Raw genomic sequence first — 26,761 nt, 5'->3', positions numbered from 1 at the left:
GCATAGATGAGCGAGCCGGTCATCCTCGCGGGATCCGCCAGCCCGCTCGGCGCGACTTTTGACGGCGATGGGGTGAATTTCGCGGTCTTCTCCGCCCATGCCGAGGCCGTCACGCTCTGTCTCTTCGACGAGGATGGCACCGAAACCCGCCGGCTCCCCCTGCCCGAGCGCGACGGCGACGTCTGGCACGGGCGGGTACCCGGGCTCACCCCCGGCCAGCACTACGGCTTCCGCGTCGAGGGACCGTTCCAGCCGCGGCAGGGGCACCGCTTCAACCCCCACAAGCTGCTGCTCGATCCCTATGCCCGGCGCATCACCGGCCACCCGGTGTGGAACGACGCGCTCTTCGGTGGGCTCGAGAGCCGCAACACCACCGACAGTGCGCCCTTCATGCCCAAGGGCGTGGTGGTGGACACGAGCTTTGACTGGGGCGAGACCAAGCCTCCCGAAACCCGGCTAGCCAAGAGCATCATCTACGAGGCCCACGTAAAGGGTCTCACCCAGCGCTTTCCGGGTGCCGAGCATCCGGGAAGCTTTCTCGGCATCGCGTCCGACCCGGTGCTCAACTACCTGACCGACCTCGGGATCACCGCGATCGAACTGCTGCCGGTGCAAAGCTTCCTCAACGACAAGTTCCTCGTCGACAAGGGGCTCAGGAACTACTGGGGCTACCAGACCCTCGGCTTCTTCGCCCCCGATCCGCGCTATCTCACCCAGGACGCGCTCTGGGAGTTCCAGCACATGGTCGCCCGGCTGCATGCCGCCGGGATCGAAGTGATCCTCGACGTCGTCTACAACCACAGCTGCGAGGGCGACGAGCACGGGCCGACGCTCAGCTTCCGCGGGCTCGACAACGCCAGCTACTACCGGCTCCCCGAGGACAAGCGGAGCTACATCAATGACACCGGCACCGGCAACACGCTCAACATCGACCACCCGATGGTGTTGCGCATGGTGATGGACAGCCTGCGCTACTGGGCCACCACCATGGGCGTCGACGGTTTCCGCTTCGACCTTTGCTCGACGCTGGGCCGCACGCCGCAGGGCTTCGACCGCAACTCCGCTTTCTTCAAGGCGCTGCGGCAGGACCCGGTCCTCGCAGCAAAGAAGCTCATCGCCGAGCCCTGGGACATCGGGCCCGGCGGCTACCAGCTCGGCGGCTACCCGCCCCCGTTCAGCGAGTGGAACGACCAATACCGCGACGGCGTCCGCCGCTTCTGGCGCGGTGACCTGGGGCATGTGCCGGTGATGGCCGACCGGATCACCGGCTCGGCGGGGCTCTTCGACCATTCGGGCCGCAATGCCACCGCCTCGGTGAACCTGATTACCGCCCATGACGGCTTCACCCTGATGGACGTGGTCTCCTACACCCGCCGCCACAACGAGGCCAACGGCGAGAACAACCGCGACGGCCACGGCGAGAACCACTCGGACAACATGGGCGTCGAGGGCCCGAGCGAAGACGAGGCGATCCTCGAGGCCCGCGCCCAACGCCGCCGCAACCTGATGGCGACGCTGCTGCTCAGCCAGGGCACGCCGATGATCCTTGCCGGCGACGAGATCGGCAACTCGCAAGGCGGCAACAACAACGCCTACGCGCAGGACAACGAGACCGGCTGGATCGACTGGGACAGCCGCGACGATGCCTTCCATGCCTTCACCCGCAAGCTCATCGCCTTTCGAAAGGCGCACCCGATCCTGCGCCAGCGCCGCTACCTGCACTCGCGCCCGCGACGGGTCGACGGGGTGCCCGATCTCTTCTGGTGGCGCCCCGACGGACAGGAAATGACCCGCGCCGACTGGACCAACGGCCATCTCAAGGTGCTCTGCGCCGAGTTCCGCATGGCCTCGGGCACGCCGCTCTACAAGCAGCGCGAAGAGGCGATCTACATCGCGCTCAACGCAGGCGAGGCAGTGGAGCTGACCCTGCCCGACCCCGGCGAGGGTTACTCCTGGGTGCGCCATATCGACACCACCGACCCCGAGGCCGCCCCGCAGCGCCTCGGCGGCACCGTAACGCTGGCGGCGAACTCGGTGCTCTTGCTGGCAGAGGAGGCATGATGAGCGAACTCGACGCCAGAGCGGAACAGGCCGGGATCCTTGGCGAATACCGCGACCTCTACGGCGAATGGCACAGCACCCCGCCCGAGACTCAAGCGGCGCTGCTTTCCGCCATGGGGCTGGACGGCGACGCGCCGCTCACCGTGCGCGACCTGCCCAAGTGGCACGTCTGCAGCCACGGTGAGCCGCCCTCGCTGGGGGTGCCGGGGGCGTGGCAGATCACTCTCGAAGACGGCCGCGGGATCGAAGGCGAAGGGCGCCTGCCCGCCCTGCCTCTGGGGCGGCACAGGCTCGTTTCCGGCGGTGAGACCTGCTGGCTCCTCAGCGCGCCGCCGCGGCTGCCGCTGCCCGAGCGCGACTGGGGGCTGATGGTGCCGCTGGCCTGCCTGCGCCCTGCCGCGCAGGGCGGCATCGGCAGCTTCGACGATCTCGCGGTGGTGGCCGAAGGTGCGGGCGCGCAGGGCGCGGGGTTCCTCGGCATCAACCCCATACACGCAGGCTTCCATGTCGCCGATCCCGGCGGCTTCAGCCCCTATACGCCGTCGCACCGCCGCCGCCTCTCGCCGCTCTACCTGCCCACCGGCACCGCCGCCATGCCCGGCCCGCTGGTCGATTTCGGCACTGAGACCCCGGCCCGCCTCGCCGCGCTCGAGGCGGAGTTCCACAACGCCCCGCCCGGCCCCGGCTTCGACGCCTGGCTGCGGCACGAGGGCGACGAGCTCCACCGCTTTGCCCTGCACCAGGCGCTGTCGGAAAAGCTCGGCGCTTATTGGGACAGGTGGGAGGCGCCTTACCAGAACCCGACCAGCCCGCAGGTTGCCCAAGCCGCCCGCGAGCTCTCGGAGCGCGTTCGCTTCCATGCCTGGCTGCAATATGCCGCCGAAGGTGCCGTGACCGCCACGCAGCGCCGCGCGCAAGCCGCGGGCATGGCCCACGGGCTCTATCTCGACCTCGCCGTCGGCACCCACCCGCATGGCGCCGAGACATGGACCGACCGCGCCAGTTTCGCCACCGGCGCCAGCCTCGGCGCGCCGCCCGACGCCTTTGCGCCGCAGGGGCAGAATTGGCGCCTCGCGCCGTTCAATCCGGTGGTGCTTGAGGAGACCGGTTTCGAAGCGCTCGCGCTCACCCTGCGCCAGCAGCTGCGCTTTTGCGGCATGCTGCGGATCGATCACATCATCGGCTTCGAGCGCGCTTACTGGGTACCCGACGCGGACGGGCTGCCCGGCGCCTACGTGCAGATGCCGCGCGAGGCGATGTTCGCCGTCGCCCGGATCGAGGCGGCGCGCTGCGGAGGGGTGATCATCGGCGAGGATCTGGGGGTGATCCCCGACGGGCTTCATCAGGCGATGGACGAGAGCGGCCTGCTGGGCTGCCGCCTCGCCTGCTTCGAGCATCGCGGCGATCCGCCCGAGTTCAAGCGCCCCGAGCATTACGACGAGGCGGTGATCGCCAGTTTCACCACCCACGATCTGCCCACCTGGAAAGGCTGGCGCGCCGGCCACGAGATCGACATCCGAGAGCGCATCGGCCTCACCCCGCCCGAGCACGCGCAGGGCATGCGCGGCTGGCGCGGCCGCGAGATCGCGGGTTTCGACTGGCTCAGCGGTCAGTTCCGCGGCGATCTCGCGCCCGAGGCGCCCGAGGCAATGTTCCACGTGCTCGCCGCCACACGTTCCCGGCTGGTCGCCGTGCAGGTCGAGGACCTGCTGGACAGCGACGTGCAGCCCAATCTTCCGGGCACCGTCACGGAATATCCCAACTGGCGCCAGCGCCTGCCTCTCGGTCCGCAAGAGATTGCAAATACACCCGTTCTTGCCAATGCCGCCCGGATCATGGAAGCATCCGGGCGAAGGAGACATTCATGACGCACATCCGTACCGTACCCACCGAGCCGATCGAGGGGCAGAAGCCGGGCACGTCCGGCCTGCGCAAGAAGACACCCGTCTTCCAGAGCCACCACTACCTCGAAAATTTCATTCAGAGCATCTGGAACGGCATCGGCGGGGTCGAGGGCAAGACCCTCGTCCTGGGCGGTGACGGGCGGCACTTCAACTCGCAGGCCGCGCAGGTGGTGCTGCGCATGGCCGCCGCCAGCGGCGCCAAGAAGGTGATCGTCGGCGAGCGCGCGCTGCTCTCGACCCCCGCGGCCTCGAACCTGATCCGCAAGCGCGGCGCCGACGGTGGCATCATCCTGTCGGCCAGCCACAATCCCGGCGGTCCCGAGGGCGACTTCGGCGTGAAGTACAACGCCGCCAACGGCGGCCCCGCGCCCGAGAGCATCACCGACAAGATCTTCGAGGCGACCAAGACCATCACCGAGTTCCACATCCTCGACAGCCAGGATGTCGGCCTTGCCGGCACCGGTATGGTCATGCTGGGTGACATGGAGATCGAGATCGTCGACCCGGTCGCCGACTATGCCGAGCTGATGAGGGAAATCTTCGACTTCGACGCGATCCATGCGCTGTTCCGCTCGGGCTTCACCATGCGCTTTGATGCGATGCACGCGGTGACCGGCCCCTACGCGCGGATGATCCTCGAGGAAGAGCTCGGCGCGGGCCCGGGTACTGTGATCAACGCCATCCCGCTGCCCGACTTCGGCAACGGCCACCCGGATCCCAACCCGATCTGGGCCAAGACGCTGATGGACGAGATGATGGGCGCTCACGCGCCCGACTTTGGCGCTGCCTCGGACGGCGACGGCGACCGCAACATGATCGTCGGCAGGCACTGCTACGTCACCCCCTCGGACAGCCTCGCCGTGCTGGCCGCCAATGCCACGCTCGTCCCGGCCTATGCCGATGGGCTCAAGGGTGTCGCCCGCTCCATGCCGACATCGGGCGCGGTGGACCGCGTCGCCGAGGGGCTCGGCATCGATTGCTACGCCACGCCCACCGGCTGGAAGTTCTTCGGCAACCTGCTCGACGCCGGCCGCGCCACGCTCTGCGGCGAGGAAAGCGCCGGCACCGGCTCGGACCACGTGCGCGAGAAGGACGGGCTCTGGGCCGTGCTCTTCTGGCTCAACGTGCTGGCCACGAAGCAATGCTCGGTCGCCGAGCTGATGGACGCACACTGGCAGGAGTACGGTCGCAACTACTACTCGCGCCATGATTTCGAAGGCGTCGACAGCGAGGCGGCCAATGGGCTGATGGACCACGTGCGCGAACAGCTCGGCGTGCTGCCGGGCAACGAGGTCGCGGGGATGAAGGTCACCTCGGCCGAGGAGTTCGCCTACGACGATCCGGTCGACGGCTCGCGCGCCGAGAAGCAGGGCCTGCAGATCGGCTTCGAGGGCGGCGCGCGTCTCGTGCTGCGCCTCTCGGGCACCGGCACCGAGGGCGCGACGCTCCGCGTCTACCTCGAGAAGGTCGAGACCGACCCCGCAAAGTTCGCCCTGGATCCGCAGGTCGCACTGGCTCCGGTCATTGCCGCCGCCGAGGCCATCGCGGGCATCAAGACCCGCACCGGCCGCACCAAACCCGACGTCATCACCTGATCGGAAGACAAGACCATGGATACCCTCCGCGCCATCGCCCTGATGGTGCTTGGCATGGCGTTGCTGGCTCTCAGCGACGCCTTCATCAAGCTGTCGACGCTGCAGGCGCCCTCCGGTCAGGTCATGATGGCCATCGGGCTCGGCGGCTGCAGCGTCTTCCTGATCCTCGCCCGGCTCAAGGGGCTGCCGCTGCGCCGCGCCGACGCGCTGCACCCGCGTGTGCTGCTGCGCAACCTCTTCGAGATGGTCGGCGGGCTCGGCATGATCATCGGCCTGACCTATATCCCGCTCTCGGTCATGGCGGCGATCATGCAGACCGCGCCGCTGGCGGTGACTTTGGGCGCGGCGCTTTTCCTTGGCGAGACGGTCGGCTGGCGCCGCTGGTCGGCGATCGGCGTCGGTCTTGTCGGCATGCTGATGGTGATCCGCCCCTTCGGCGCGGAATTCACCGGCTGGGAGATTTTCGCCGTCGTCGGGGTCATCGGTCTTGCCGCACGCGACCTGGTGACCCGCACCCTGCCTGCCGCGATCCCCTCGGTGGTGGTCTCGGCCTGGGGCATGATTTCCATCGCGCCGGTGGGCCTCGTGCTGCTGCTCATCTCGGGCCGGGCGCCGGTCTTCACCCTGCCGGCCCTGGCGCCGATGCTGGCCGCCATCGCGGTGACCGCGGGCGGCTACCTCGCGGTGACCAACGCCATGCGCATGGCCGAGGTCGCGGCGGTCTCGCCCTTCCGCTACACCCGGCTGATCTTCACCGCGAGCCTCGGGATGCTGGTCTTCGGCGAGCGCCCCGATGGCTGGACCCTCGCGGGGGCCGCGCTGATCCTCGGTGCCGGGCTCTACACCTTCGTGCGTGAGCACCGGCTCGTGCGGGCACAGCAGCAACGGGACGTGAGCCGGGGGCTCTGAGAGCCGCCGGACGTCGCCTCACCCGCCCACGACCTCGATTCCCGGCGCCGTCACGCTGTTCGCGGCATCCACCGAGACCGTCTCGCGGGTGCGCGGCAGCGCCTCGGGCATCTCGCGCTGGATCCAGGTGATCAGCTTCTCGCGGATCTCGCAGCGCAGGTCATAGGTGCGCGGGGCGTTGCGGGCCGAGGCGAGGATGCGGATCTCCATCACCCGCTCGCGGAAGTCGTTCACCTGCAGGTGACAGACGTTGCCGTCCCAGAGTTCGCTCTCGCGGCAGATCTCGTTCATCTTGTCGCGGATCCTGCCGATGTCGGCGCAGTGATCTAGATACAGCAGCACCCCGCCGATCAGCGACGAGCCGTCGCGAGTCCAGTTCTGGAAGGGCTGCTCGATGAAGTAGCTCAGCGGCACGATCAGCCGCCGCCAATCCCAGATCTTGATGACGACATAGGTGCCGGTGATTTCCTCGATCCAGCCCCATTCGCCCTCGACGATCACCGCGTCGTCGATGCGGATCGGCTGGGTGATGGCGAGCTGGATGCCGGCGATCAGGTTCTTCAGCACCGGCTGGAAGGCAAAGCCCACCACGATGCCCGCCGCCCCCGCCGAGGCCAGCAGCGACACGCCCCATTGCCGCACCCCCGGAAAGGTCATCAGGATCGCCGAAATGGTGACGATAAGGAGCAGCCAGCCGGTCAGCCGCACCAGGATGCGGCTTTGCGTGACGTGCTTGCGGGCGAGGAAATTGTCCTCGGCATCTAGCGAGAACTTTCGCAGCCGCACCGTGGTCCAGATGTTCAGCGCGGTGTACACCACCCAGGCGACAAGAATGATGAAGGCGATCAGCAGCGCATGCTGCGCCAGCTCTCGCCAGGCGGCATCGAGCGGAGCCACCGCCACGCCGATGGCCAGGAAGAACACCACCAGCCCCATGCGCAGCGGGCGGCGGGTGCGCGACACGAGGCTGCGCCAGAAGAGATCGCGCTTGGCCACGGCCCTTGTCAGCAGGCCGAAGACCAGCCGGAAGGCCAGCACCCCGATCAGGAAGGCCAGGCCCAGCACCACCGCGGGCATCACCCAGCCTGGCAGAACCGGGATGATCGCCTCGACCGTTTCCGAAAAATCCGCCACTTGCTGCTCGAGCTGGTCGAGCTCGGAGATGTCGGCCACCTGCTGGCCGATCTGGCTGAGTTCGTCTTCCATGCGCCATCTCCGCGCGGCGCCGTCCTCCCCTCGGCACCCCTCGCGCGGCCTTTCCTGCTGAACATTGACTGTGCGTCTGCAGCAAAAACCTAGAGGCCATTTCCGGCAGGGCAAAAAACAATCATGCAAGCCCATGGGGTTGTTAGCGCAACCCCATGGGAACAGGCCATGTTAGCGTTACCGTGATTATTTACATCTGCCGAACCCCTGCTATAGCTCGTCGCGAACCCATTCCTTTGCGAGGGACCCATGAGCATCATCATCGACATTCACGCCCGCGAAATCCTCGACAGCCGCGGCAACCCCACCGTCGAAGTCGACGTCACGCTGGAAGACGGAACCATGGGCCGCGCGGCGGTGCCCTCGGGCGCCTCGACCGGCGTGCACGAGGCTGTCGAGAAGCGCGACGGCGACAAGACGCGCTACATGGGCAAGGGCGTGCTCGAGGCCGTGGCCGCGGTGAACGGCGAGATCGCCGAGACCATCGTCGGCTTCGATGCCACAGAGCAGCTGGCCATCGACATGGCGATGATCGAACTCGACGGCACCGACAACAAGGGCCGGCTTGGCGCCAACGCAATCCTCGGTGTCTCTCTGGCGGTCGCCAAGGCCGCGGCCGATTTCACCGGCCAGCCGCTCTACCGCTACGTCGGCGGCACCTCGGCGCGGGTCCTGCCGGTGCCGATGATGAACATCATCAACGGCGGCGAGCACGCCGACAACCCGATCGACATCCAGGAATTCATGATCATGCCGGTCTCGGCAACCAGCATAGGCGAAGCCGTGCGCATGGGCTCCGAGGTGTTCCACACGCTGAAGAAGGAACTCTCGGCGGCGGGCATGTCCACCGGCCTCGGCGACGAGGGCGGCTTTGCCCCCGAGCTCGCCTCGACCAAGGACGCGCTCGACTTCATCCTGAAATCGATCGAGAAGGCCGGCTACACCCCCGGCGAGGACATCTACCTCGCGCTCGATTGCGCCTCGACCGAATACTTCAAGGACGGCAAATACGAGATGAAGGGCGAAGGCCTCTCGCTCACCTCCGCCGAGAACGTCGAGTACCTTGCCAAGCTCTGCGAAGACTACCCGATCATCTCGATCGAGGACGGCTGCGCCGAGGATGACTGGGAAGGCTGGAAACTGCTCACCGACAAGCTCGGCGCATCGGTCCAGCTGGTCGGCGACGATCTTTTCGTCACCAACCCCGAGCGCCTCGCCATGGGCATCGAGCAGGGCGTGGCCAACTCCATGCTGGTCAAGGTCAACCAGATCGGCACCCTGTCCGAGACGCTGAAGGCCGTCGATATGGCGCATCGCGCGCGCTACACCAACGTGATGTCGCACCGCTCGGGCGAGACCGAGGACGCCACCATCGCCGACCTCGCCGTCGCCACCAACTGCGGCCAGATCAAGACCGGCTCGCTGGCCCGCTCGGACCGGCTTGCCAAGTACAACCAGCTCATCCGCATCGAGGAGATGCTCGGCGAAGCCGCGGAATACGCCGGACGCTCGATCCTCAAGCGCTGATCCGCGACGATCCTGGAAGACGAAGGGCGGGGAATTTCCCCGCCCTTTTCAGTGCCGCCGCCGCCCGGCGCTTCTTCTCTTTCCAAATACGCTCTCTCCCGGCGGCGCCACATGCGGAAGGCTCCGAGGGGGCTCTGCCCCCGTCCGCTGCGCGGACTCCCCCGGGATATTTGGACCTAGAAGAAAGGCTCAGGAGGCGCTTTTCTCCTCGACCGCCTCGGCCAGCGCCTCGGCGCGGGCGGCAAGCTCGGCCATCGCCTCGGTCAGGCTGCGCGGGATCACCGGCACCTCGACGCGCTCGGCTTCGGGCGGCGGCGCGTCGCGCAGGGCGCGCACCTCGGCAGCCATGGCGGCCATGCGCTCCTCGGACTCGCGCAGCCGGTCCTCGGTCTCGCGCAGGCGATCCTCGAGCCCGGCGGTCTTGTCCGCCAGCATCAGCCCTGCCATCAGCAGCATGCGCGCCTCGGGCATGCGGCCGATCTGTCCGACCAGCACCTGCGCCTCGGTGTCCAACATGCGGGCGGCGGCCTGGAGATATTGTTCTTCGCCCTCCTGGCAGGCGACCTCGAAGAGGCGGCCGCCGATCGGGATCTCGACTTCGATCTGGGACATCACAGCTCCTCCGGGTTGGTCGCGGCGGCCAGCACCGGGGTCAGCCCCGCCAGCAGCGCCCGTGCCTCGGCTTCCTCGACGCCGCGCGCGGCGCGCAACGAGTCGAGTTCGGCCAGCATGGCCTGGTTGACCAGATGCGGCTCGCCGATCCCGGCCTCGAGCGCGGCGCGCATCTCGGCCTGCGAGCGCATCAGCATGTCATTGGCCTGGCGCAGCCGCTGGAGCTCGCCGTCAAGCGCCGCGAGGGCCTCCTGCTGCTCGGCCAGCTGCGCGGCAAGCGCCTCGGGCGCGGCAGCGCTTTCCGGCGCGTTTTCCAGCTGCGCGTGCAATTGCCGCACCCGCTCCTCGAGCTGGGCATTGGCCATGCGCTCCTCTTCCAGCGCCGTGGCGATCTCGCTCTCCGCGACGCCCTGCGCGCCCGGCTGTGCCGGCCCCAGCGCCTCGACTCCTGTCGAGATGCGGTCGAGCGCGCGCGTGATCCTGGAGTGCAACTCGTCGATCTGGCTCATCCTGCGTCCCTTGTTCCTTGCCTCTTTCCGAGCATCATCTTTTCCGCTTGTCCTTCGGAGGGTCCTTGCAGCAGGGCCCGTGGCGGCCCGCATCCGGGTCCCGCCGACCTATACCAAAGAGTCCGGGAAGGCGAATCAATGCGCCCGCGTCGCGAAAAAGGATAACAAGAGGGCCGGGAAAATGCGCGCCATATGTTCCAAGGCCTTAGGGCGCGTGCTTCATCCTGCGCATGACAAGTTCCTGCCACTGCGCTTGAACTTATCCGTAGCACTGCTATTGAGCCCGCTGACAGGCTTCCGGCAAGAGGACAAAGCCCCGTGGACATTTCTGCACTCAAAGCCAAGAACCCCGACCACTGGACCCGCGCCTGCGCCATCCGTGCGCTGACGCTGGACGCGGTCACGGCCGCAAATTCCGGCCACTCCGGCATGCCCATCGGCATGGCCGACGTGGCCACCGTGCTGTACTGCAAGCACCTGAAATTTGACGCCAAGAACCCGAAGTGGGCGGACCGCGACCGGTTCATCCTCTCGGCCGGCCATGGATCGATGCTGCTCTACTCGCTGCTCTACCTTGCGGGTGACGAGCAGATCACCCTCGACGAGGTGAAGAACTTCCGCCAGTGGGGCGCCCGCACCGCCGGCCACCCGGAGAACTTCCACGCCGACGCCATCGAGACCACCACCGGTCCGCTCGGCCAGGGTATCGCCACCGCCGTCGGCTTCGCCATGGGGGAAGAGATACTGCGCGCGCGCTTCGGCAAGAAGGTCGTGGATCACCACACCTATGTCATCGCCGGCGACGGCTGCCTGATGGAGGGCGTGAGCCAGGAGGCGATCACCCTCGCGGGCCGCTACGGCCTCGGCAAGCTCGTCGTGTTCTGGGACAACAACGGCATCACCATCGACGGCAAGGTGGAACTGTCGGACAAGACCGACCAGGTGAGCCGCTTCCGGTCCGCGGGCTGGGAGGTCATCGAGATCGACGGCCATGACCCCGAAGAGATCGACGCGGCCATCACGGCAGCCAAGAAGAGCGCGCAGCCGACAATGATCGCCTGCAAGACGCACATTGCCCTCGGCCACGCCGCGCAGGACACCTCGAAGGGTCACGGCGCGCTGACCAACGCCGAGCAGAATGCCGCGGCGAAAGAGAACTGGGGCTGGGCCTACGGCCCGTTCGAGGTTCCCGCCGAGGTGAAGAACTGGTGGGAAGAAGTCGGCAGCCGTGGCGCCGCTGACCGCGCCGAGTGGGAAGAGCGCTTTGCCGCCCTTTCGGACAGCCGCCAGAAGGAATTCACCCGCCAGCAGGACGGCGACACCCCGAAGAAGCTCTCGGCGGTGATCCGCGCGCTGAAGAAGCAGATCTCTGAAGAAGGCCCGAAGGTCGCAACCCGCAAGAGCTCGGAAATGGTGCTCGAGGTGGTCAACCCGATCATGCCCGAGACCGTGGGCGGCTCGGCCGACCTTACCGGCTCGAACAACACCAAGACCGGTGACCTCGGTGTCTTCGACGTGGATAGCCGCAAGGGCCGCTACGTCTACTGGGGCATCCGCGAGCACGGCATGGCGGCGGCGATGAACGGCATGGCGCTGCACGGGGGCCTGCGCCCCTACGGCGGCACTTTCATGGCCTTCACCGATTACGCCCGCCCCTCGATGCGCCTCGCTGCGCTGATGCAGATCCCGACGGTCTTCGTGATGACCCACGACTCCATCGGCCTCGGCGAGGACGGCCCGACGCACCAGCCGGTCGAGCACCTGGCGATCAGCCGCGCGACGCCGAACACCCTGGTGTTCCGCCCGGCCGACACCATCGAGACTGCGGAAGCCTGGGAAGTGGCGCTGACGCAGAAGGGCACGCCCTCGGTGCTGTCGCTGACCCGCCAGAACCTGCCGACCGTGCGCCGCGAGCACAAGACGGGCAACCTCACCTCCAAGGGCGCCTATGTGCTCGCCGAGGCCGAGGGCAAGCGGCAGGTGATCCTGATCGCCACCGGCTCCGAGGTCGAGATCGCCCTGGCCGCGCGCGACGCGCTGCAGGCCGAGGGCATCGGCACCCGCGTCGTCTCCATGCCCTGCATGGAGCTCTTCGCGCAGCAGGACGAGGCCTATCGCAAGCGCGTGCTGCCGGCCGGTCCCGTGCGCGTCGGCATCGAGGCGGCGACCCGTCTCGGCGGCTGGGACCGCTGGCTGCTCGGCGAGCGCGGCCGTGAGGCGAAGCAGGCCTTCGTCGGCATGGACAGCTTTGGTGCCTCGGCCCCGGCGGAAGTGCTCTACGAGAAGTTTGGCATCACCGCGGAGAACGTGGTTGCCAAGGCCAAGGGGCTGCTCTGACCCGAGCGCCGGCAAGGGGGCGCTGCCCCCTCGCCCTTCGGGCTCACCCCCGGCATAATTGGAAAGAGAAGAATGACGAAGGGCGCCTCTTGCGGGGCGCCCTTTTCACATGGTCGGCCGGTTATGCAACTGATCGGGTCAGTGCGCTTCCTTGCGCTGGATGCCGAAGAGCGGGAAGAAGATTTTCGTGACGATGGGCACGAGGATCATGCCCCAGAGCACCCCGAGCACGCCGTCGATCACCGCGGTCACGGTCCAGAGTCCGGCGGGGCGCAGCTCCTCGGAGAGCCCGTGGGTGGCGGCTTCGGCCCAGTGGTGGATGGTCTCCTCGGGCAGGTGCCATCCCATTTGCGCCAGCGAATGCACGATGATCGACCCGCCCACCCAGAGCATCGCCACGGTGCCGACGGTGCCGAGGATCTTCATCACCCAGGGCATCCCCTTGACGATGCCGCGGCCGATCGACCGGGTCACCCCGAAGCGCCCGACGCGGGCCATCCAGAGGCCGATGTCATCCATCTTCACGATGAGCGCCACCGTGCCGTAGATGCCCGCGGTGATGGCCAGGGCGACGATGCCGAGCGCGGCGGCGCGCACCCAGAGCTCCGGTGCGTCGATGGCCGAGAGCGCGATGGTCATGATCTCGGCGGAGAGGATGAAGTCGGTCTTGATGGCGCCTTTGACCTTCTGCTCCTCGAGATGCGCGGCATTGGCGCCTTCGGCGGTCTTCTTCGCCTCGCCATGCGCGCCGGGACGCAGAACGTGCAGCACCTTTTCCGCGCCCTCGAAGCAGAGGAACGAGCCGCCGGCGATCAGCAGCGGCGGGATCATCCACGGCGCGAAGCTCGACAGCAGCATGGCCAGAGGCAGAAGGATGACGATCTTGTTGAACACCGAGCCACGGGCGATGCGCCAGATGATCGGCAGCTCGCGCTTGGCCTCGAAGCCGTCCACGTATTTCGGCGTCACCGCCGCGTCGTCGATCACCACGCCCGCGGCCTTGGAGCCGGCCTTGGCGGCGCTGGCCGAGATGTCATCGACCGAGGCGGCCGCGATCTTGGCGATTCCCGCCACGTCGTCGAGAAGCGCGAGAAGTCCGCTCATGTTCTGCTCCGTGCTGTTTGCGACCCAAGGTAATTCGGCGCGGCCATTGTGCAAGGCGCGAACCTGCCGTCACGGCACTGCCCAAGCTTATGCGCTATCAGCACGCCATGTTAGCGCCCGCAGCGCGGTTTATCGCTAACATACTGCAATTCCTTCACTTTTCGCGTTGCTGCGGCGGCACACCTCTGTATACGAGTAAGAAAGTTATCCTTCTTCCTCCCCTATCCTGACCAGGAGACCGCTCCATGACCGTGACCGTCGGCATCAATGGATTCGGCCGCATTGGCCGCTGCACCCTCGCCCATATCGCCGAGAGCGCGCGCAACGACGTGCAGGTGGTGAAGATCAACGCCACCGGCCCGCTCGACACCGCCGCCCACCTGCTGCGCTACGACAGCGTGCACGGCCGCTTCGGCGGCGAGGTGCGGGTCAATGGCACCACCATGGACATCGGCCGCGGCCCGATGGAGGTCATGTCGACCTACGACATGAAGGAACTGGACTGGACCGGCTGCGACGTCGTGCTGGAGTGCACCGGCAACTTCAACGACGGCGAGAAGGCCGTGCAGCACATCCACCAGGGTGCGAAGTCGGTGCTGATCTCGGCCCCGGCCAAGAACGTGCAGAAGACCGTCGTCTACGGCGTGAACCACCGCGACCTGGAGAAGGGTCACACGATGATCTCCAATGGCTCGTGCACCACCAATGCGCTCGCGCCGCTGGCCAAGGTGCTCGACGAGGCGATCGGCATCGAGAGCGGGATCATGACCACGATCCACTCCTACACCGGCGACCAGCCGACGCTGGACCGCCGCCACAAGGACCTCTACCGCGCCCGCGCCGCCGCCATGGCGATGATCCCCACCTCCACCGGCGCCGCCAAGGCGCTCGGCGAGGTGCTGCCGAACCTCAAGGGCAAGCTCGACGGCTCGTCGATCCGCGTGCCGACGCCGAACGTTTCCGCCGTGGACCTGACCTTCCAGGCCGGCAAGGACGTGACCGTCGCCGACGTCAACGAGATCATCCGCGAGGCCGCTGCCGGCCGCATGGGCTCGGTTCTGGCCTATGATCCCGAGCCCAAGGTCTCGATCGATTTCAACCACACCACGCACAGCTCGATCTTCGCGCCGGACCAGACCAAGGTCATCGGCCGCACCGTGCGCGTGCTGGCCTGGTACGACAACGAGTGGGGCTTCTCGGCCCGCATGGCGGATGTCGCCGCGGTCCTGGGGCGCACCCTGCACTGATCCCGAGGCACTGATCTTTCGGGGTCAGCCGAAATAGCGAAGGGCGGCCGATTCGGCCGCCCTTTTTGCATGTCCATCCGTGGCTTCGCACAGCGCCGCTATACCTTGCGCAGCGCCAGCACCGCGTTCAGCCCGCCGAAGGCGAAGGCATTCGACAGCACCACCGACACATCCGCCTCGCGCGCCTCGTTGGGCACCACGTCGAGCGCGCATTCCGCGTCGAATTCCTCGTGGTTGATGGTCGGGGCGATCACCCCGTCGCGGAGCGCCATGATGCAGGCCAGAAGCTCGACCGCGCCGGTACCGCCGATGCAATGGCCGTGCATGGACTTGGTCGAGGAGATCATCAGCCGGTCGGCCTGCGGCCCCATGGCATCGGCCACGGCGGCGCATTCGGTCTTGTCGTTGGCGGCGGTGCCGGTGCCATGGGCGTTGATGTAGCCCACCTCGTCGCGGTCGATGCCCCCGTCGCGCAGCGCGCCCGAAATCGCCCGCGCCGCGCCCTGCTTGCTGGGCATGACGATATCAGCGGCATCCGAGGTCATGGCAAAACCAACCACCTCGGCAAGGATGTCGGCGCCGCGTGCCCGGGCGTGCTCATACTCCTCGAAGACGTAGACCCCCGCGCCCTCGCCCTGCACCATGCCGTTGCGGTTGGCCGAGAACGGCCGGCAGGCGTCCTTGGACATGACCCGCAGCCCTTCCCAGGCCTTCACACCGCCGAAGCAGAGCATCGATTCCGAACCGCCGGTGATCATCGCCGGGCAGGCGCCCGAGCGGACCATCTGGAAGGCGAGCCCCATGGCGTGGTTGGAACTGGCGCAGGCGGTGGCGACGGTGAAGGTCGGGCCCCGCAGGTTGAACTCCATGCTGACATGGCTGGCGGCGGCATTGTTCATCAGCTTCGGCACGACGAAGGGGTGAACGCGGTTCTTGCCCTCTTCGTAGACCGAGCGGTAATTCTCGTCCTGCGTGGTGAGCCCGCCGCCCGAGGTCCCCAGGACCACGCCGGAGCGGTCGGCCAGATCGCCGTGGAACTCCAGCCCGGCCTGCGCGATGGCCTCGCGTGCCGCGATCAACGCGAATTGCGTGAAGCGGTCGTAGAGCGCGAGTTGCTGGCGGTTGAAGGTCTCTTCCGGCTCGTAGCCCTTGACCTGCCCGCCGATGCGGATGGCCAGGCGCTCGACGTCCCGGAATTCCAGTTCCCCGATGCCACAGCGCCCTTCGCGCATGGCCTCGAATGTCGCAGGCACGCCGCGCCCCAGCGCGTTGATCGTGCCTGCGCCCGTAATGACGACCCGTTTCACGCGGTCTGCTCGGCCACCAGCTTCTCGATCCCGGCGACGATGGTCGACACCGAGGAGATGTCGAAATCGCTCTGTTCCGGCTCGTTGGCATTGAACGGAACTGAGATATCGAAGGCTTCCTCGATGGCGAAGATGCTCTCGACGAGGCCAAGGCTGTCGATCCCCAGGTCCTCGAGCGTGCTGTCCATCGTCACGTCCGAGGGTTCGAGAACGGCCTGTTCGGCGATGATCTCGATGACCTTGTCTTTCACAGTCATGTGCGGCGCTCCCCTTGTCGTCGCAGCGTCAGTGTCAGCGTCGGCTTACTCATTCCCCATGAGCTTGGAAACAGATTTCTTGAGCTCGGCGACTTCTTTGAAGAGCCGTGGCAATCTGCGCAAGCCCTTGTAAGTCTCGACGTGGCTTTCCATTTTCATCGCCGGGTAACCGAGCATGACGCGGCCCGCGGGGACGTTCGAGAGCACCTTGGTGCCGCCGCCGGTGATCACGTTGTCGCCGATGAAGATATTGTCAGACACGCCCGTCTGGCCGGCGAGAACCACGTTGCTGCCGATCTTCGTCGAGCCGGCGATGCCGCAGCAGCCGCAGATCAGCGTGTTGTCCCCGACCACGACGTTGTGGCCGATCATCACGAGGTTGTCGATCTTGGTGCCATTGCCGATCCGGGTGTCGCGCACCGAGCCGCGGTCGATGGTGGCATTGGCGCCGACCTCGCAGTCATCGCCGATTGTGACCGCTCCGAGCGAGTGGATGCGGGCCCATTGCTGCGCATTCTGGGTGCCCTCCTCGCCGAGGCTGGCGCGGGCCTTCTCGACGCCCGAGACCTCGGGGGTCACGTAGCTGAAGCCGTCGCCGCCGATGGCGCAGTTGAACTGCCCAAAGAAGCGCTTGCCGATGGTGCACCGGGCGCCGATGCGCACGCCGGAGTGGATCACCGCATCGTCACCGAGGGTCGAATCTTCACCGATGAAGACCTGCGGCCCTATCACCGAGCGCGCGCCGATCTTCACCCGCGCGCCGATCACCGCGTAGGGGCCGACCGAGACACCCTCGCCCAGCTCCGCGCTGGGATCCACGAGGGCCGTGGGGTGGATGCCCTCACCGTAGCCGTTGCCGCGGTCGAGCATGGCCGACAGGCCCGAGAGCGCGTGGCGCGGGCGCGGTGCGAGGATCGCGGCCTGCAGCCCCATGGCTTGCCAGTCGGCGCCCTCCCAGAGCATGGCGGCGCGGGCCCTGCCCTCGCCGATCTGCGCGGCGAACTCGGGTTTCATTGCCAGCGCCAACTGATCCTCGCCGGCCTGCGCCGGTTCGGCAACCGAGGCGATGCGGATCTCGACGTCGCCCTCGGCCTGCAGACCAAGCGCGGCGGCGATCTGGGCAATGCTGTGGGTGTGTACGGTGCTGTCTAGGGACATGGGATCCTCCGGGATGCTCTCCCCCGAGGATTTAACTCGGCCCGCCCGCCAGCACCACCCCTGCGGCACTCAGCGCGTCCCAGATTCGCGCATCCCGGCCGTAGACATCGGCGCGATACTCCATCTCGCCCTTCACCGTGGTGAAGGCGGTCCGGTAGATCAGGTGCACAGGCACCGGCTGGTCGAGGTTCACCCGCGTCTCGCGCCCGGTGTTGAGCTTGGACTGGAAGAGCCCCACCGGGTCTGAGCTCTGCCGCGCCAGCAGCGCATAGGCAAAGTCATGCGGGTCGCTCAGGCGAACGCAGCCGTGCGAGAAGGTGCGCTGGGTGCGGTCGAAGAGCGATTTCGACGGCGTGTCGTGCAGATAGATATTGTACTTGTTCGGGAACATGAATTTTACCGTCCCCAGCGCATTGCGCGGCCCCGGCGGCTGGCGCATGGCAAAGGGGAAGCTCGACGCGGTATATTGCGCAAAGCCGTTGGCGCGGTTCACCACCCGTCCCTGTCGGTCGGTGATCTCGAGATGGCCGGCGGCGCCCGGATTGCTGCGCAGGAGCGGCAGGTACTCGTTCACCACGATCGAGCGCGGCACGTACCAGGTCGGGTTGATCACCATGAATTCCATCTGGTCCGAGAATTCCGGCGTGCGCCGGTCATCCTCGGGCGAGCCGACGACCGAGCGGGTCTCGAAGGTGACCTTGCCATCGTCGACGATCTCGGCGTGGAAATCGGTGAGGTTGACCATGATGTGCCGCTTCCCGAGCCCCTCGGGCAGGTTCAGCCAGCGCTCGCGCTCCATCGCGACCAGAACCGACTTCAGCCGGTCCTCGGCGGAAATGTTGAGCTGGCTGAGCGTGCCGGATCCGGCAACGCCGTCCACCGCCAGACCGTGGCTCTCCTGGAAACGCATCACCGCGCTGCGCAGCGTGTCGTCATACTCGGCCGAGAGCGTCGGTGCGAGATAGCCCATGGCGATCAGCCGGTCGCGCAGCGCAATCACGTCGCCGCCACGCTGGCCCCGCTCGAGCTTGGCAGCGCGTACGGTCGGTCCCCATCCGCCGCGGGCGACAATTCTTTCAAGCTTCAGTTTGGCGCGCAGCAGGCGGGCGTATTCATCCGACGCGGGCGCAAGGTGCTGAAGAACCTGGTGCGGGTCGCTCGCCGCCAGAACCTCGAGCAGGATCTTCGGGTCGCGCCGGGGCGCCTCGCGCTTGATGCCGGCGTCGGCGTCATGCGGGGTGAGGATGCCGCTCTGCAGATCGCGGGCGTATTGCAGGAAGGTGCGGCTGATCTCGACTTCGAGTTCGCCGCGGGCGCGCTCCCCCTCGACGTGGCGCATCTTGCGGATCAGCCCGTCGAGATCGTAGCGCTGCGTCGGCAACCCGTGCACCGAGGCCGTCCCGAGCGCCTCGATCAGCGCCGCCCGGCGCAACGCCGCGGTCTCGTCCGGGCCGGTCCATATCGGGGCAAAATCGCGCATCCGGTAAAAGGCGGCGAGCCCCTCGTTGCCCGAGAGATTCTCGGCCACCGCCTGGCGGTAGGCGGTCATGGAAAGACCCTGGATGACCTCCTGCGCCTGGTTCACCTCCTGGGAGAGCCCTTGCGACAGCTCCTGGGCGCCGACACGCCCTGCCGGAAGCGCGATCAGCGCCCCTGCCAGAACAAGCCCCACAAGACCACTTCCACGCCGGAGATTCCGCATTTTACCCATGTCGACCCGTAATATTCTGCATTCTTGCCTATCGGCGATTTTCCGGTGCGGCGGTGGGGCTTGTCCACACACAATCTCGCGTGATCGGCGAGTTTTCCGCAGCTGATACGCCAATGCACAGGCGGCACTGAGGTTCCCGCTGGCTGCAACGCTGCTTCTCGGCCAGTGCGCAAAATTTCGCCGATTTCGCCGGGGAACCCACTAGGGGTAGGAGAATATCCTTCATCGATAAATTTTCCTGTGCCATAAAAGCCGCACATCTGGGGGAAAGATGGTAGGTCCGCCCAACGAGGCGGAACAAACAGGCACAGCGACTAAACGGGACAGGCGCTTCACATGACAGACAAAACAGCTAGCGGCATCTCGCGGCGTGGCCTTCTTGGCGCGTTCGCGGCAACTCTCGTCACGGCAGCACCCACTTACGCAAGCGCGGCAGGTTTCCTGCGCGGCGCGGGCGACGTGCGCCGCCTGCGGATGTATTCCGCCCGCACCGGCGAGACGCTCAACATGATCTACTGGATCGAAGGGGAATACATCCCGGATGCGCTGAAGGAGATTTCCTACTTCATGCGCGACTGGCGCACCAATGATGTGAAAAACATCGACGCGCGCACCATCGACATCATGACGGCAGCCCACAACCTCATGGACGTGAGCGAGCCCTACATGCTGATCTCGGGCTACCGCTGCCCGAAAACCAACGCGATGCTCCGGGCCCGGTCCTCGGGGGTTGCCAAGAACTCGCGTCACCTCAAGGGCGAAGCAGCCGACCTGCGGCTCAACTCTCGCTCGGTGAACCAGATGGCGCGCGCCGCGGCATCGTGCAACGCGGGCGGCGTCGGACGCTACAGCAGCTCGAACTTCGTGCATATGGATTGCGGTCCGGTGCGCAGCTGGGGCAGCTGACCTGGCCTTTCGGTTCTTTTGTGTGACAGGGGCGCCCGCGGGGCGCCCTTTGTCTTTTTTTGGGGGTGCAGAGGGGCTCCGCCCCCGCCGCCGCCGGCGGCTGCCCCTCGGGATATTTTCACCTAGGTGAATGGTCTCACGCGGCGCCGGAGCGGAGGGCGCGCCATTCGGCGAGGGCGGCGTTCCCCTCTGGGATTGCCGGGTCCGCCGGCTCGGGCACCTGGTGCGCGGCGCGCGCGAGGCTGGCCGCGATCTCGCGCTGGAACGCCTGCCCCTTCGTCTGGTGGCGGGCGCCGAAGTAGAAGCTGACCACCGCGCCGAGCAGCCACCACAGCGGTTCGGGCACCAGCGCCAGCCCCGCCATCCGCGCGGCGAACCACTCGGGGCTGGTCATGGCGCTGCCGAGAAGCCCCAGCGTGCCGAAGGCCATGGCCGGGCGCGGCAACCGATTGAGCGCGTCGACCAGCCGGTCGAAGCGGGAGATCCCGGTGCGGCCGAATTCGCGGGCAAACTGGTCAAGCGCGGCGGCGCGCAGCGCCGTGTCCCGCGCCGAGGCTGCCTCGGCGTTCTCGCGGAAGACTTCGGCGGTCTCGCGGATCACGCTGCTGCCGGGGCCGGCCAGCGCGGCGAGAATGCGGTCTATCATGCCCATGCCGCCACCCGGGCGCGGAACTGCGCGTCGGTCAGCCGGAACCGCGGCGAGATGAAACTCTCGGCACGGCGGATCCAGCCCCCCTTTCCGCCTGATCGGCTGCGGGCGAACTTGCGGCTGGCGGGGCGGCGGTCGGCCAGAGCGAAATAGTGGTTCCGGCGCGCGATGCCGTAGGCGTCGGCGATATGGTCCGGCGCGGCCGCGGCGGCACGGCGTGCCGCGGCCACGGTCTGCGGGCCGATCACCCCGTCTTCTGCCAGCGACTCGCCCATGTCGTTCAGCAGGCGCTGCAGCAGCCTCACGGCGCCCGCACCGGCGTTGACGTACATGTCGAAGACCGAGGGCTGCAGCAGCTGCGGCAGTTCGCCGAGGCGCGGGGCGTGAAAATAGTCGCGCAGGAAAATCTCGGCCGCGTCGCTTTCGCCAAGGCGCCGCAGGTCCGCCCGGTCGACGTCGCCATCGCCGTCGAGATCCCGCCCGAGCCGCCGCAGGGTGCCGAGGGTGACGCCGTGGTTGGTTGCCCCGCCCGGATCGTCCGGATCATCGACATAGCCGCCCTCGCGCGCGACGATCTCCTGCGCCATGCGCCGCAGCTCTGGGGTTTCGGTCATCTTCGGCCTCCTGTGTCACCGCTGGGTTCCCCGAGGCCCCATGGTCTGCCACAAGGCGTAAACGGAGTTTCATCGCGGCGTTCGGAGGGTGTGATGCAGGACAACATGTCGGCGGAAGAGATCATCGGGCTGCTCGGGCTCGCGCCCCATCCCGAGGGCGGGCACTACCGGCAGACCTGGATCGCCGGGGCGGACGCTGGAGCGCGCCCGGCGGGTACCTGTATCTATTTCCTGCTCAAGGGTGACGAGCGCAGCCATTGGCACAGGGTCGACGCGGTAGAGATCTGGCATTTCTATGCCGGGGCGCCGCTGGAGCTGTCGATCGCCGAGACGGAAGCTGGCCCGAAAATGGACCACCTGCTGGGTCCGGAGCTCGGTACAGGGGCTCGGCCGCAGCGCATCGTGCCGGAGGGTCATTGGCAGGCGGCGCGCAGCCTCGGCGACTGGACGCTGGTCGGCTGCACCGTCTCGCCCGGTTTTCGCTTCGAGGGCTTCGAGCTGGCCTCTCCGGGGTTCGACATCGCCTGAACGCAAAACGGCCGGGGCATGGGCCCCGGCCGGTTCGCTGCGACGAAGATACCTTAGTTCATCGGGCCTTCGTCGATGTCTTCCAGCTCCATCAGCTGGTCCTTGGTCATGTTGGTCACGACCGAGTACTCGCCGTCGTCGATCGGAACGAACTTGGCGTTGTCGATCTCAAGCAGCACGTGCTTGTCACCGATGTCGAGGAAACCGCCGACCTCGGCCACGATGCCGCGGAACGAGCCGTCAGCGTTCAGCACGATGTCCTCGATTTCGCCAACGTTATCCCAGTCTTCCGAGACCGTGTCGTAGGCCATGCCATCTTCCCAGTCGGTCATGTCGCCATCGGCGTCGATCGCGTAGACAGCACCGCCGGTGATGTCGCGGGTGCGGATCAGGCCATCGGACGCGCCGTTGAACATGTTGTCAGCCGAAGCAGCCATCTCGCCGGCTTCCTGCTTCATCTCGGCGCCGGCCTCGGCCATCTTGTCGCCGGCGGCATCCAGCGCCTGCTCGCCTTCGGCCACGGCCTCGTCGGTCTTCTTCTCGATGGCGTCGCCGGTGTTCTCCATTGCCTGCTCGGCGTTCTGCACGGCGGCGTCGGCATTTTCCTTTGCCGCGTCCATGTTGGTCTCCTGAGCGTACACGGCGGTACCGGCGGTCAGGGCGATGATGGCGGCAGTGGTGGTGAGACGTTTCATGGTGGCTCCTCCTTGGGAAGTCGTCGTCTTGTCTGCCCTCTCAACACGCGGGGCGCGGTCGTGTTCCGACCGCGCCCCGATTTTAATTACATTGATAACGTGGAACTTTTTTTACGTATTGCGCTGTGCGAATGCGACAAGTTGGCGGGTCGAGCCGTCCTTGCCCTCGGCGCTTTGCCGGCCCGACACGATCGGCCCAAGCGCCGTCGCAAGCTCCTTGCCGAGCTCCACGCCCCACTGGTCGTAGGAGTTGATGTCGAGGATCACCCCCTCGACGAAGACCCGGTGTTCGTAGAGCGCCACGATCAGCCCCAGCGTACGCGGATCGAGCAGCGGGTAGACCAGCGTGGTCGAGGGGCGGTTGCCCGGGAAGACCCGATGCTTGGCCTGGCGCTCCAACTCGGCGCCCTGGAACTTGCCCGCAACCTTGCCGCGGGCCTCATCCAGATCGCGGCCGCGCATCAGCGCCTCGGACTGGGCGAAGCAATTGGCCAGCAGCAGGTTGTGATGGTGGCGCAGGTTCGGCTCGTGGCTGCGGGCACCGACCATGAACTCGCAGGGGATCACCCGCGTGCCCTGGTGGATGAGCTGGTAGAAGGCGTGCTGGCCATTGGTGCCGGGCTCGCCCCAGACCACCGGGCCGCTGTCAAACACCAGTGTCTCGCCATCCATGGCCACCGACTTGCCGTTGCTCTCCATCTCGAGCTGCTGGAGATAGGCCGGCAGCCGGGAGAGGCGGTTTTCGTAGGGCAGCACGGCACGGGTGGCGTGGCCGAGCACCTGGTTGTGCCACATGCCTACGAGGGCGAGCAGCACCGGCATGTTCTCTGCGAGCGGCGCCGAGCGGAAATGCTGGTCCATCGCCTGCCCGCCCTCAAGAAAGGCACGGAAGTTTTCCGGCCCCACGGCGATCATCATGGACAGGCCGATCGGCCCCCACATGGAATAGCGCCCGCCGACCCAGTCCTCGAAGCCGAAGACGCGGGATGCCGGGATGCCCCATTCGCCCGCTTTCTCGGCATTGGACGAGAGAGCGACGAACTTGCCTTCCGTCGAAACGCCTTTCGCCTCAAGCCAGTCCCATGCGGTGCGGGCGTTGGTCATGGTCTCAATGGTGGTGAAGGTCTTCGACGCGATGATGAAGAGCGTCGTCTCGGGGTCACAGAGCTTCAGTGCATCGGCGATATCCGCGCCGTCGACGTTCGACACGAAATGGCAGCGCGGCCCATCGTGGTAGGGTGCCAGCGCGATCGTGCCCATCTTCGGCCCGAGGTCCGAGCCGCCGATGCCGATGTTCACCACGTCAGTGACCTTGGAAGCGCGGACCTCGGAAGCCAGTGCTTCCATGCGCGAGAGGGTGTCCAGCACCTCGGGCATCACGTCGGCGCCATTGACCTCGACGGGCGTTCCGGCAAGGTTGCGCAGCGCGGTGTGCAGCACCGCCCTGCCCTCGGTCTCGTTGATCTTGGCGCCGCCGAACATCGCCTCGCGCCGTGCCTCGACATCAGCACCCCGCGCCACGTCGAGCAGCGCGTCGAGCACCTCGGTGTCAATCTGTGTCTTGGAGTAGTCGAAGAGCATCCCCTCGGCCTCGACCGAGAAGGTCTGCGCCCGCCCGGCGTCTTCGGTGAAGAGCCCATCGATCCGCCGGCCTTCACGTGCAGCCGCGAGGCGTTTCAGGTCATCCCACATTGAGGTTCGTCCCCTGTTGATCCGTTCCGACTGATAGCGTCACTCAGCCCAGTGCACCACCGCCTGATCGAGCACCGCGTTGATCGGCGCCTCCTCGGGCGGAAGGCCCTTGGCCTTTTCCAGCGCAGCCCGCTTTTCCGCTCCGAAAATAAGCACATGCTTGTTCAGCGCCCCGCCCAGAACCGGTGCGGTCAGGGTGATCCGCGGCTCGGGCGCACCGGGCGCGCGCATCGGCAGCAGGATCGGCGCATCCGGCGCAAGCGCCTCGGCCAGCCGGTCGGCGCCGGGGAAGATCGAGGCGGTGTGCAGGTCAGCGCCCATGCCCAGCAGCACCACACCGAGCGGCAGCGTGGGGCGGATCGTCTCGGCCAGTTCCTCGAGCTTCTCCTCGGGGGTCTCGGCTTCGGCGTAGAGTGGCAGAAGCCGCGCCGCCGCGGCCTTGCCGGTCAGCAGCCGCTCGCGCAGCAGCCGGGTGTTCGAGCGCTCCGAGGTCTCAGGCACCCAGCGCTCGTCGCCGAGCAGCACGTCGACGCGGTCCCAGTCGAGCGAGGTCGCACTGAGGCTGTCGAAGATCGGCCCGGGCGAGGTGCCACCGGGCACGGCGAGAGACACGCGCTTGGAATGGTCGAGCTGCGCGCGCAGCTCTCCGGCGATCATGTTGGCAAGGTCGATCGCCAGCATTTCCCGGTCTGGGTAGTCGCGGAACTCGTAGCTCATGTCTTGATCCCCCGCCAACGGCGGCCGTCCTTGTTGATCAGGAAGGCGGCGTCATCCGGCCCGGTGCTGCCCGCGTCATAGGGCTTGGGATGATCGCCGCGGCGCTCCCAGCCCTCGATCAGCGGGTCGGTCCAGGCCCAGGCGGCCTCGACCTCGTCGCCGCGCATGAAGAGCGTCTGGTTGCCGCGGATAACGTCCATGATCAGCCGCTCGTAGGCATCCGGTGCATCTTCGGCATCCGGCCCCAGCGCATCGGCAAAGGACATGTCGAGCGGCACGTCGACAAGCCGCATCCCGCCCGGCCCCGGCTCCTTGATGGTTACGCCCAGCGTCATCCCCTCGTTCGGCTGAAGCCGGATGGACAGCATGTTGCGATGCCGTCCGGCGTCCATGCCGAAGATCGAATGCGGTGCGTCCTTGAACACCACGGCGATCTCGGAGGCCTGGGCTGAGAGCCTTTTACCCGTGCGCAGATAAAACGGGGTATTCGCCCACCGCCAGTTCGAGATGTAGCATTTCATCGCCACGAAGCTCTCGGTCCGCGAGGCCGGGTTCTCGACGTCCTCACGATAGGAGTTCACTTCGCCGTCCGAAGTGTACTGGCCGCGCACGATGCTGTCGGGATCGACCGGATCGAGCGCGCGGATCACCTTGAGCTTCTCGTCGCGCACCGCGTCGGGCTCGAAGCGCGCGGGCGGCTCCATGGCAATCAGGCACAAGAGCTGCATCAGGTGGTTCTGCACCATGTCACGCATCGCGCCGGACTTGTCGTAGTAGCTGCCGCGCCCGCCGACGCCCACCGTCTCGGCCACGGTGATCTGGATGTGATCGACGTATTGCGCGTTCCACAGCGGCTCGAAGAGCATGTTGCCGAAGCGTACCGCCATGAGGTTCTGCACCGTCTCTTTTCCGAGATAGTGGTCGATCCGGTAGATCTGCGTCTCGTTGAAGTGGCGCGCGAGTTCTGCGTTGAGCGCGCGGGCGGATTCGAGGTTGTGCCCAAAGGGCTTCTCGACGACGATCCGCGCATCGGGATTGGTCAGCCCGTGGCTGCGCAGCTGCTCGGCGAGATCGCCGAAGAGGCTCGGCCCCACCGAGAAGTAGAACGCCCGCACGATGCCCTCGTCGTCGCGCAGCGCCTCCTTCAGCTCGGACCAGCCGCTTTCACCGCGGGCGTCCACGGCGACATAGCCAAGAAGGTCGAGGAATTCGTCCAGCGCCGTGTCATCGCATTTGGCCTTGCCGAACTCAAGGATCGCTTCGCGCACCATGTCGCGGTATTCGTCCACCGTGATCTCGGAGCGCGCGGCGCCGATCACCCGCGAGCCGCCGGGCATCTGTCCCGAGCAGTACCGGCGATAGAGGCCGGGCAGGATCTTGCGGCGCGCAAGATCACCGGTGCCTCCGAAAATGACCAGGTCGAAAGGATCGACGGGAATAACGCGGGAAACCATCTCGGGCCTGTCTCCGATTCTCTTATTACGTCAGTTAGCGCTAACTGAGCCCTGCCTACCGC

Annotated in this window: 23 protein-coding genes; 9 read left to right on the top strand and 14 right to left on the bottom strand. The window is 66.8% G+C overall.

The window, feature by feature from the left end:
* Positions 1-6: 6 nt before the first annotated feature.
* Genes glgX through CLG85_RS02795 form a run of 4 tightly spaced genes read left to right on the top strand, consistent with a single transcriptional unit; the run spans position 7 to position 6,469 of the window.
* Positions 7-2,061: a glycogen debranching protein GlgX gene (glgX, locus tag CLG85_RS02810; protein WP_095881595.1), complete on the top strand. Its 2,055-nt coding sequence runs from the start codon at positions 7-9 to the stop codon at positions 2,059-2,061.
* Entirely contained in the window at positions 2,061-3,929 is a 1,869-nt protein-coding gene (malQ, locus tag CLG85_RS02805) for a 4-alpha-glucanotransferase (RefSeq protein WP_260348404.1), read from the top strand. The genes glgX and malQ overlap by 1 nt, the downstream gene beginning before the upstream one ends.
* Positions 3,926-5,560, top strand: a complete 1,635-nt coding sequence (locus CLG85_RS02800; RefSeq protein WP_095883935.1) for an alpha-D-glucose phosphate-specific phosphoglucomutase — start codon at positions 3,926-3,928, stop codon at positions 5,558-5,560. The genes malQ and CLG85_RS02800 overlap by 4 nt, the downstream gene beginning before the upstream one ends.
* Positions 5,561-5,575: 15 nt before the next feature.
* Complete coding sequence (locus tag CLG85_RS02795) at positions 5,576-6,469, top strand: DMT family transporter (RefSeq protein WP_260348403.1); 894 nt, start codon at positions 5,576-5,578, stop codon at positions 6,467-6,469.
* 18 nt (positions 6,470-6,487) lie between these two features.
* Here CLG85_RS02795 and CLG85_RS02790 read toward each other — a convergent pair whose 3' ends face one another.
* A complete protein-coding gene (locus CLG85_RS02790; protein WP_176476702.1) occupies positions 6,488-7,675 on the bottom strand; it encodes a mechanosensitive ion channel family protein in 1,188 nt (395 codons plus the stop codon).
* Between the two features lie 249 nt (positions 7,676-7,924).
* Between CLG85_RS02790 and eno the strand changes: the two genes are divergently transcribed.
* Positions 7,925-9,202: a phosphopyruvate hydratase gene (eno, locus tag CLG85_RS02785; protein WP_095883934.1), complete on the top strand. Its 1,278-nt coding sequence runs from the start codon at positions 7,925-7,927 to the stop codon at positions 9,200-9,202.
* 189 nt (positions 9,203-9,391) lie between these two features.
* Here the strand turns inward: eno and CLG85_RS02780 are convergent, their stop codons facing one another.
* Positions 9,392-9,814: a cell division protein ZapA gene (locus tag CLG85_RS02780; RefSeq protein ID WP_260348402.1), complete on the bottom strand. Its 423-nt coding sequence runs from the start codon at positions 9,812-9,814 to the stop codon at positions 9,392-9,394.
* Positions 9,814-10,323 carry a hypothetical protein gene (locus CLG85_RS02775; RefSeq protein WP_224846688.1) on the bottom strand — a complete coding sequence of 170 codons (510 nt, stop codon included), beginning with the start codon at positions 10,321-10,323 and terminating at the stop codon, positions 9,814-9,816. Before CLG85_RS02775 ends, CLG85_RS02780 begins: the two co-directional genes overlap by 1 nt.
* A gap of 318 nt (positions 10,324-10,641) precedes the next feature.
* On the opposite strand from CLG85_RS02775, the gene tkt reads away from it, so the two are divergent.
* Entirely contained in the window at positions 10,642-12,660 is a 2,019-nt protein-coding gene (gene tkt / locus CLG85_RS02770; protein ID WP_095883001.1) for a transketolase, read from the top strand.
* Between the two features lie 138 nt (positions 12,661-12,798).
* Here the strand turns inward: tkt and CLG85_RS02765 are convergent, their stop codons facing one another.
* A complete protein-coding gene (locus CLG85_RS02765; protein ID WP_095883002.1) occupies positions 12,799-13,764 on the bottom strand; it encodes a DUF808 domain-containing protein in 966 nt (321 codons plus the stop codon).
* Between the two features lie 245 nt (positions 13,765-14,009).
* On the opposite strand from CLG85_RS02765, the gene gap reads away from it, so the two are divergent.
* On the top strand, positions 14,010-15,011 hold the full coding sequence (gene gap / locus CLG85_RS02760) for a type I glyceraldehyde-3-phosphate dehydrogenase (RefSeq protein ID WP_095883003.1): 1,002 nt from the start codon (positions 14,010-14,012) through the stop codon (positions 15,009-15,011).
* 98 nt (positions 15,012-15,109) lie between these two features.
* Here the strand turns inward: gap and CLG85_RS02755 are convergent, their stop codons facing one another.
* The 4 genes from CLG85_RS02755 to CLG85_RS02740 are packed head-to-tail and all read right to left on the bottom strand — an operon-like array spanning position 15,110 to position 19,435.
* Positions 15,110-16,318, bottom strand: coding sequence for a beta-ketoacyl-[acyl-carrier-protein] synthase family protein (locus CLG85_RS02755; RefSeq protein ID WP_095883004.1), 1,209 nt, complete (start codon positions 16,316-16,318; stop codon positions 15,110-15,112).
* A complete protein-coding gene (locus CLG85_RS02750) occupies positions 16,315-16,575 on the bottom strand; it encodes an acyl carrier protein (protein WP_095883005.1) in 261 nt (86 codons plus the stop codon). Before CLG85_RS02750 ends, CLG85_RS02755 begins: the two co-directional genes overlap by 4 nt.
* A gap of 45 nt (positions 16,576-16,620) precedes the next feature.
* A complete protein-coding gene (gene lpxD, locus CLG85_RS02745) occupies positions 16,621-17,733 on the bottom strand; it encodes a UDP-3-O-(3-hydroxymyristoyl)glucosamine N-acyltransferase (RefSeq protein ID WP_095883006.1) in 1,113 nt (370 codons plus the stop codon).
* A 31-nt stretch (positions 17,734-17,764) separates the two neighbouring features.
* On the bottom strand, positions 17,765-19,435 hold the full coding sequence (locus tag CLG85_RS02740; protein WP_095883007.1) for a L,D-transpeptidase family protein: 1,671 nt from the start codon (positions 19,433-19,435) through the stop codon (positions 17,765-17,767).
* Between the two features lie 345 nt (positions 19,436-19,780).
* On the opposite strand from CLG85_RS02740, the gene mepK reads away from it, so the two are divergent.
* Positions 19,781-20,350, top strand: a complete 570-nt coding sequence (gene mepK / locus CLG85_RS02735; protein WP_095883008.1) for a peptidoglycan L,D-endopeptidase MepK — start codon at positions 19,781-19,783, stop codon at positions 20,348-20,350.
* Positions 20,351-20,486: 136 nt separating this feature from the next.
* On the opposite strand, the gene CLG85_RS02730 is transcribed toward mepK, so the two are convergent.
* Together CLG85_RS02730 and CLG85_RS02725 are read right to left on the bottom strand one after the other, a co-directional pair.
* The gene (locus CLG85_RS02730) at positions 20,487-21,002 is read right to left on the bottom strand and encodes a holin family protein (protein WP_260348401.1); all 516 of its coding nucleotides are present in this window, start codon (positions 21,000-21,002) and stop codon (positions 20,487-20,489) included.
* Complete coding sequence (locus CLG85_RS02725) at positions 20,993-21,613, bottom strand: holin-associated N-acetylmuramidase (RefSeq protein WP_224846678.1); 621 nt, start codon at positions 21,611-21,613, stop codon at positions 20,993-20,995. Before CLG85_RS02725 ends, CLG85_RS02730 begins: the two co-directional genes overlap by 10 nt.
* A gap of 93 nt (positions 21,614-21,706) precedes the next feature.
* Between CLG85_RS02725 and CLG85_RS02720 the strand changes: the two genes are divergently transcribed.
* Positions 21,707-22,141: a cupin domain-containing protein gene (locus CLG85_RS02720; RefSeq protein WP_235865372.1), complete on the top strand. Its 435-nt coding sequence runs from the start codon at positions 21,707-21,709 to the stop codon at positions 22,139-22,141.
* Positions 22,142-22,194: 53 nt separating this feature from the next.
* Here CLG85_RS02720 and CLG85_RS02715 read toward each other — a convergent pair whose 3' ends face one another.
* The 4 genes from CLG85_RS02715 to zwf all read right to left on the bottom strand — a co-directional run bounded on the left by CLG85_RS02715 (position 22,195) and on the right by zwf (position 26,699).
* The gene (locus tag CLG85_RS02715) at positions 22,195-22,836 is read right to left on the bottom strand and encodes a PRC-barrel domain-containing protein (RefSeq protein ID WP_095881943.1); all 642 of its coding nucleotides are present in this window, start codon (positions 22,834-22,836) and stop codon (positions 22,195-22,197) included.
* Between the two features lie 111 nt (positions 22,837-22,947).
* On the bottom strand, positions 22,948-24,549 hold the full coding sequence (gene pgi / locus CLG85_RS02710; protein WP_260348418.1) for a glucose-6-phosphate isomerase: 1,602 nt from the start codon (positions 24,547-24,549) through the stop codon (positions 22,948-22,950).
* An 18-nt stretch (positions 24,550-24,567) separates the two neighbouring features.
* On the bottom strand, positions 24,568-25,245 hold the full coding sequence (gene pgl, locus CLG85_RS02705; RefSeq protein WP_095881941.1) for a 6-phosphogluconolactonase: 678 nt from the start codon (positions 25,243-25,245) through the stop codon (positions 24,568-24,570).
* On the bottom strand, positions 25,242-26,699 hold the full coding sequence (zwf, locus tag CLG85_RS02700; RefSeq protein ID WP_095881940.1) for a glucose-6-phosphate dehydrogenase: 1,458 nt from the start codon (positions 26,697-26,699) through the stop codon (positions 25,242-25,244). The genes pgl and zwf overlap by 4 nt, the downstream gene beginning before the upstream one ends.
* Positions 26,700-26,761: the final 62 nt, after the last annotated feature.

It is taken from the genome of Alloyangia mangrovi (assembly GCF_002300555.2).
GTDB lineage: Bacteria > Pseudomonadota > Alphaproteobacteria > Rhodobacterales > Rhodobacteraceae > Salipiger > Salipiger mangrovi.
The sequence above is the reverse complement of the archived record's forward strand: the minus strand, read 5'-3'. Positions and strand labels throughout refer to the sequence as shown.

What these genes read in the sequence shown, in the direction of transcription:
- CLG85_RS02780 (WP_260348402.1), bottom strand. Translation starts at nt 9,814, where the DNA reads ATGTCCCAGATCGAAGTCGAGATCCCGATCGGCGGCCGCCTCTTCGAG.
- CLG85_RS02720 (WP_235865372.1), top strand. Translation starts at nt 21,707, where the DNA reads ATGCAGGACAACATGTCGGCGGAAGAGATCATCGGGCTGCTCGGGCTC.
- CLG85_RS02715 (WP_095881943.1), bottom strand. Translation starts at nt 22,836, where the DNA reads ATGAAACGTCTCACCACCACTGCCGCCATCATCGCCCTGACCGCCGGT.
- CLG85_RS02790 (WP_176476702.1), bottom strand. Translation starts at nt 7,675, where the DNA reads ATGGAAGACGAACTCAGCCAGATCGGCCAGCAGGTGGCCGACATCTCC.
- CLG85_RS02730 (WP_260348401.1), bottom strand. Translation starts at nt 21,002, where the DNA reads ATGGGCATGATAGACCGCATTCTCGCCGCGCTGGCCGGCCCCGGCAGC.
- zwf (WP_095881940.1), bottom strand. Translation starts at nt 26,699, where the DNA reads ATGGTTTCCCGCGTTATTCCCGTCGATCCTTTCGACCTGGTCATTTTC.
- eno (WP_095883934.1), top strand. Translation starts at nt 7,925, where the DNA reads ATGAGCATCATCATCGACATTCACGCCCGCGAAATCCTCGACAGCCGC.
- CLG85_RS02725 (WP_224846678.1), bottom strand. Translation starts at nt 21,613, where the DNA reads ATGACCGAAACCCCAGAGCTGCGGCGCATGGCGCAGGAGATCGTCGCG.
- CLG85_RS02750 (WP_095883005.1), bottom strand. Translation starts at nt 16,575, where the DNA reads ATGACTGTGAAAGACAAGGTCATCGAGATCATCGCCGAACAGGCCGTT.
- CLG85_RS02800 (WP_095883935.1), top strand. Translation starts at nt 3,926, where the DNA reads ATGACGCACATCCGTACCGTACCCACCGAGCCGATCGAGGGGCAGAAG.
- mepK (WP_095883008.1), top strand. Translation starts at nt 19,781, where the DNA reads ATGACAGACAAAACAGCTAGCGGCATCTCGCGGCGTGGCCTTCTTGGC.
- gap (WP_095883003.1), top strand. Translation starts at nt 14,010, where the DNA reads ATGACCGTGACCGTCGGCATCAATGGATTCGGCCGCATTGGCCGCTGC.
- CLG85_RS02765 (WP_095883002.1), bottom strand. Translation starts at nt 13,764, where the DNA reads ATGAGCGGACTTCTCGCGCTTCTCGACGACGTGGCGGGAATCGCCAAG.
- malQ (WP_260348404.1), top strand. Translation starts at nt 2,061, where the DNA reads ATGAGCGAACTCGACGCCAGAGCGGAACAGGCCGGGATCCTTGGCGAA.
- glgX (WP_095881595.1), top strand. Translation starts at nt 7, where the DNA reads ATGAGCGAGCCGGTCATCCTCGCGGGATCCGCCAGCCCGCTCGGCGCG.
- pgl (WP_095881941.1), bottom strand. Translation starts at nt 25,245, where the DNA reads ATGAGCTACGAGTTCCGCGACTACCCAGACCGGGAAATGCTGGCGATC.
- CLG85_RS02740 (WP_095883007.1), bottom strand. Translation starts at nt 19,435, where the DNA reads ATGCGGAATCTCCGGCGTGGAAGTGGTCTTGTGGGGCTTGTTCTGGCA.
- CLG85_RS02775 (WP_224846688.1), bottom strand. Translation starts at nt 10,323, where the DNA reads ATGAGCCAGATCGACGAGTTGCACTCCAGGATCACGCGCGCGCTCGAC.
- lpxD (WP_095883006.1), bottom strand. Translation starts at nt 17,733, where the DNA reads ATGTCCCTAGACAGCACCGTACACACCCACAGCATTGCCCAGATCGCC.
- CLG85_RS02795 (WP_260348403.1), top strand. Translation starts at nt 5,576, where the DNA reads ATGGATACCCTCCGCGCCATCGCCCTGATGGTGCTTGGCATGGCGTTG.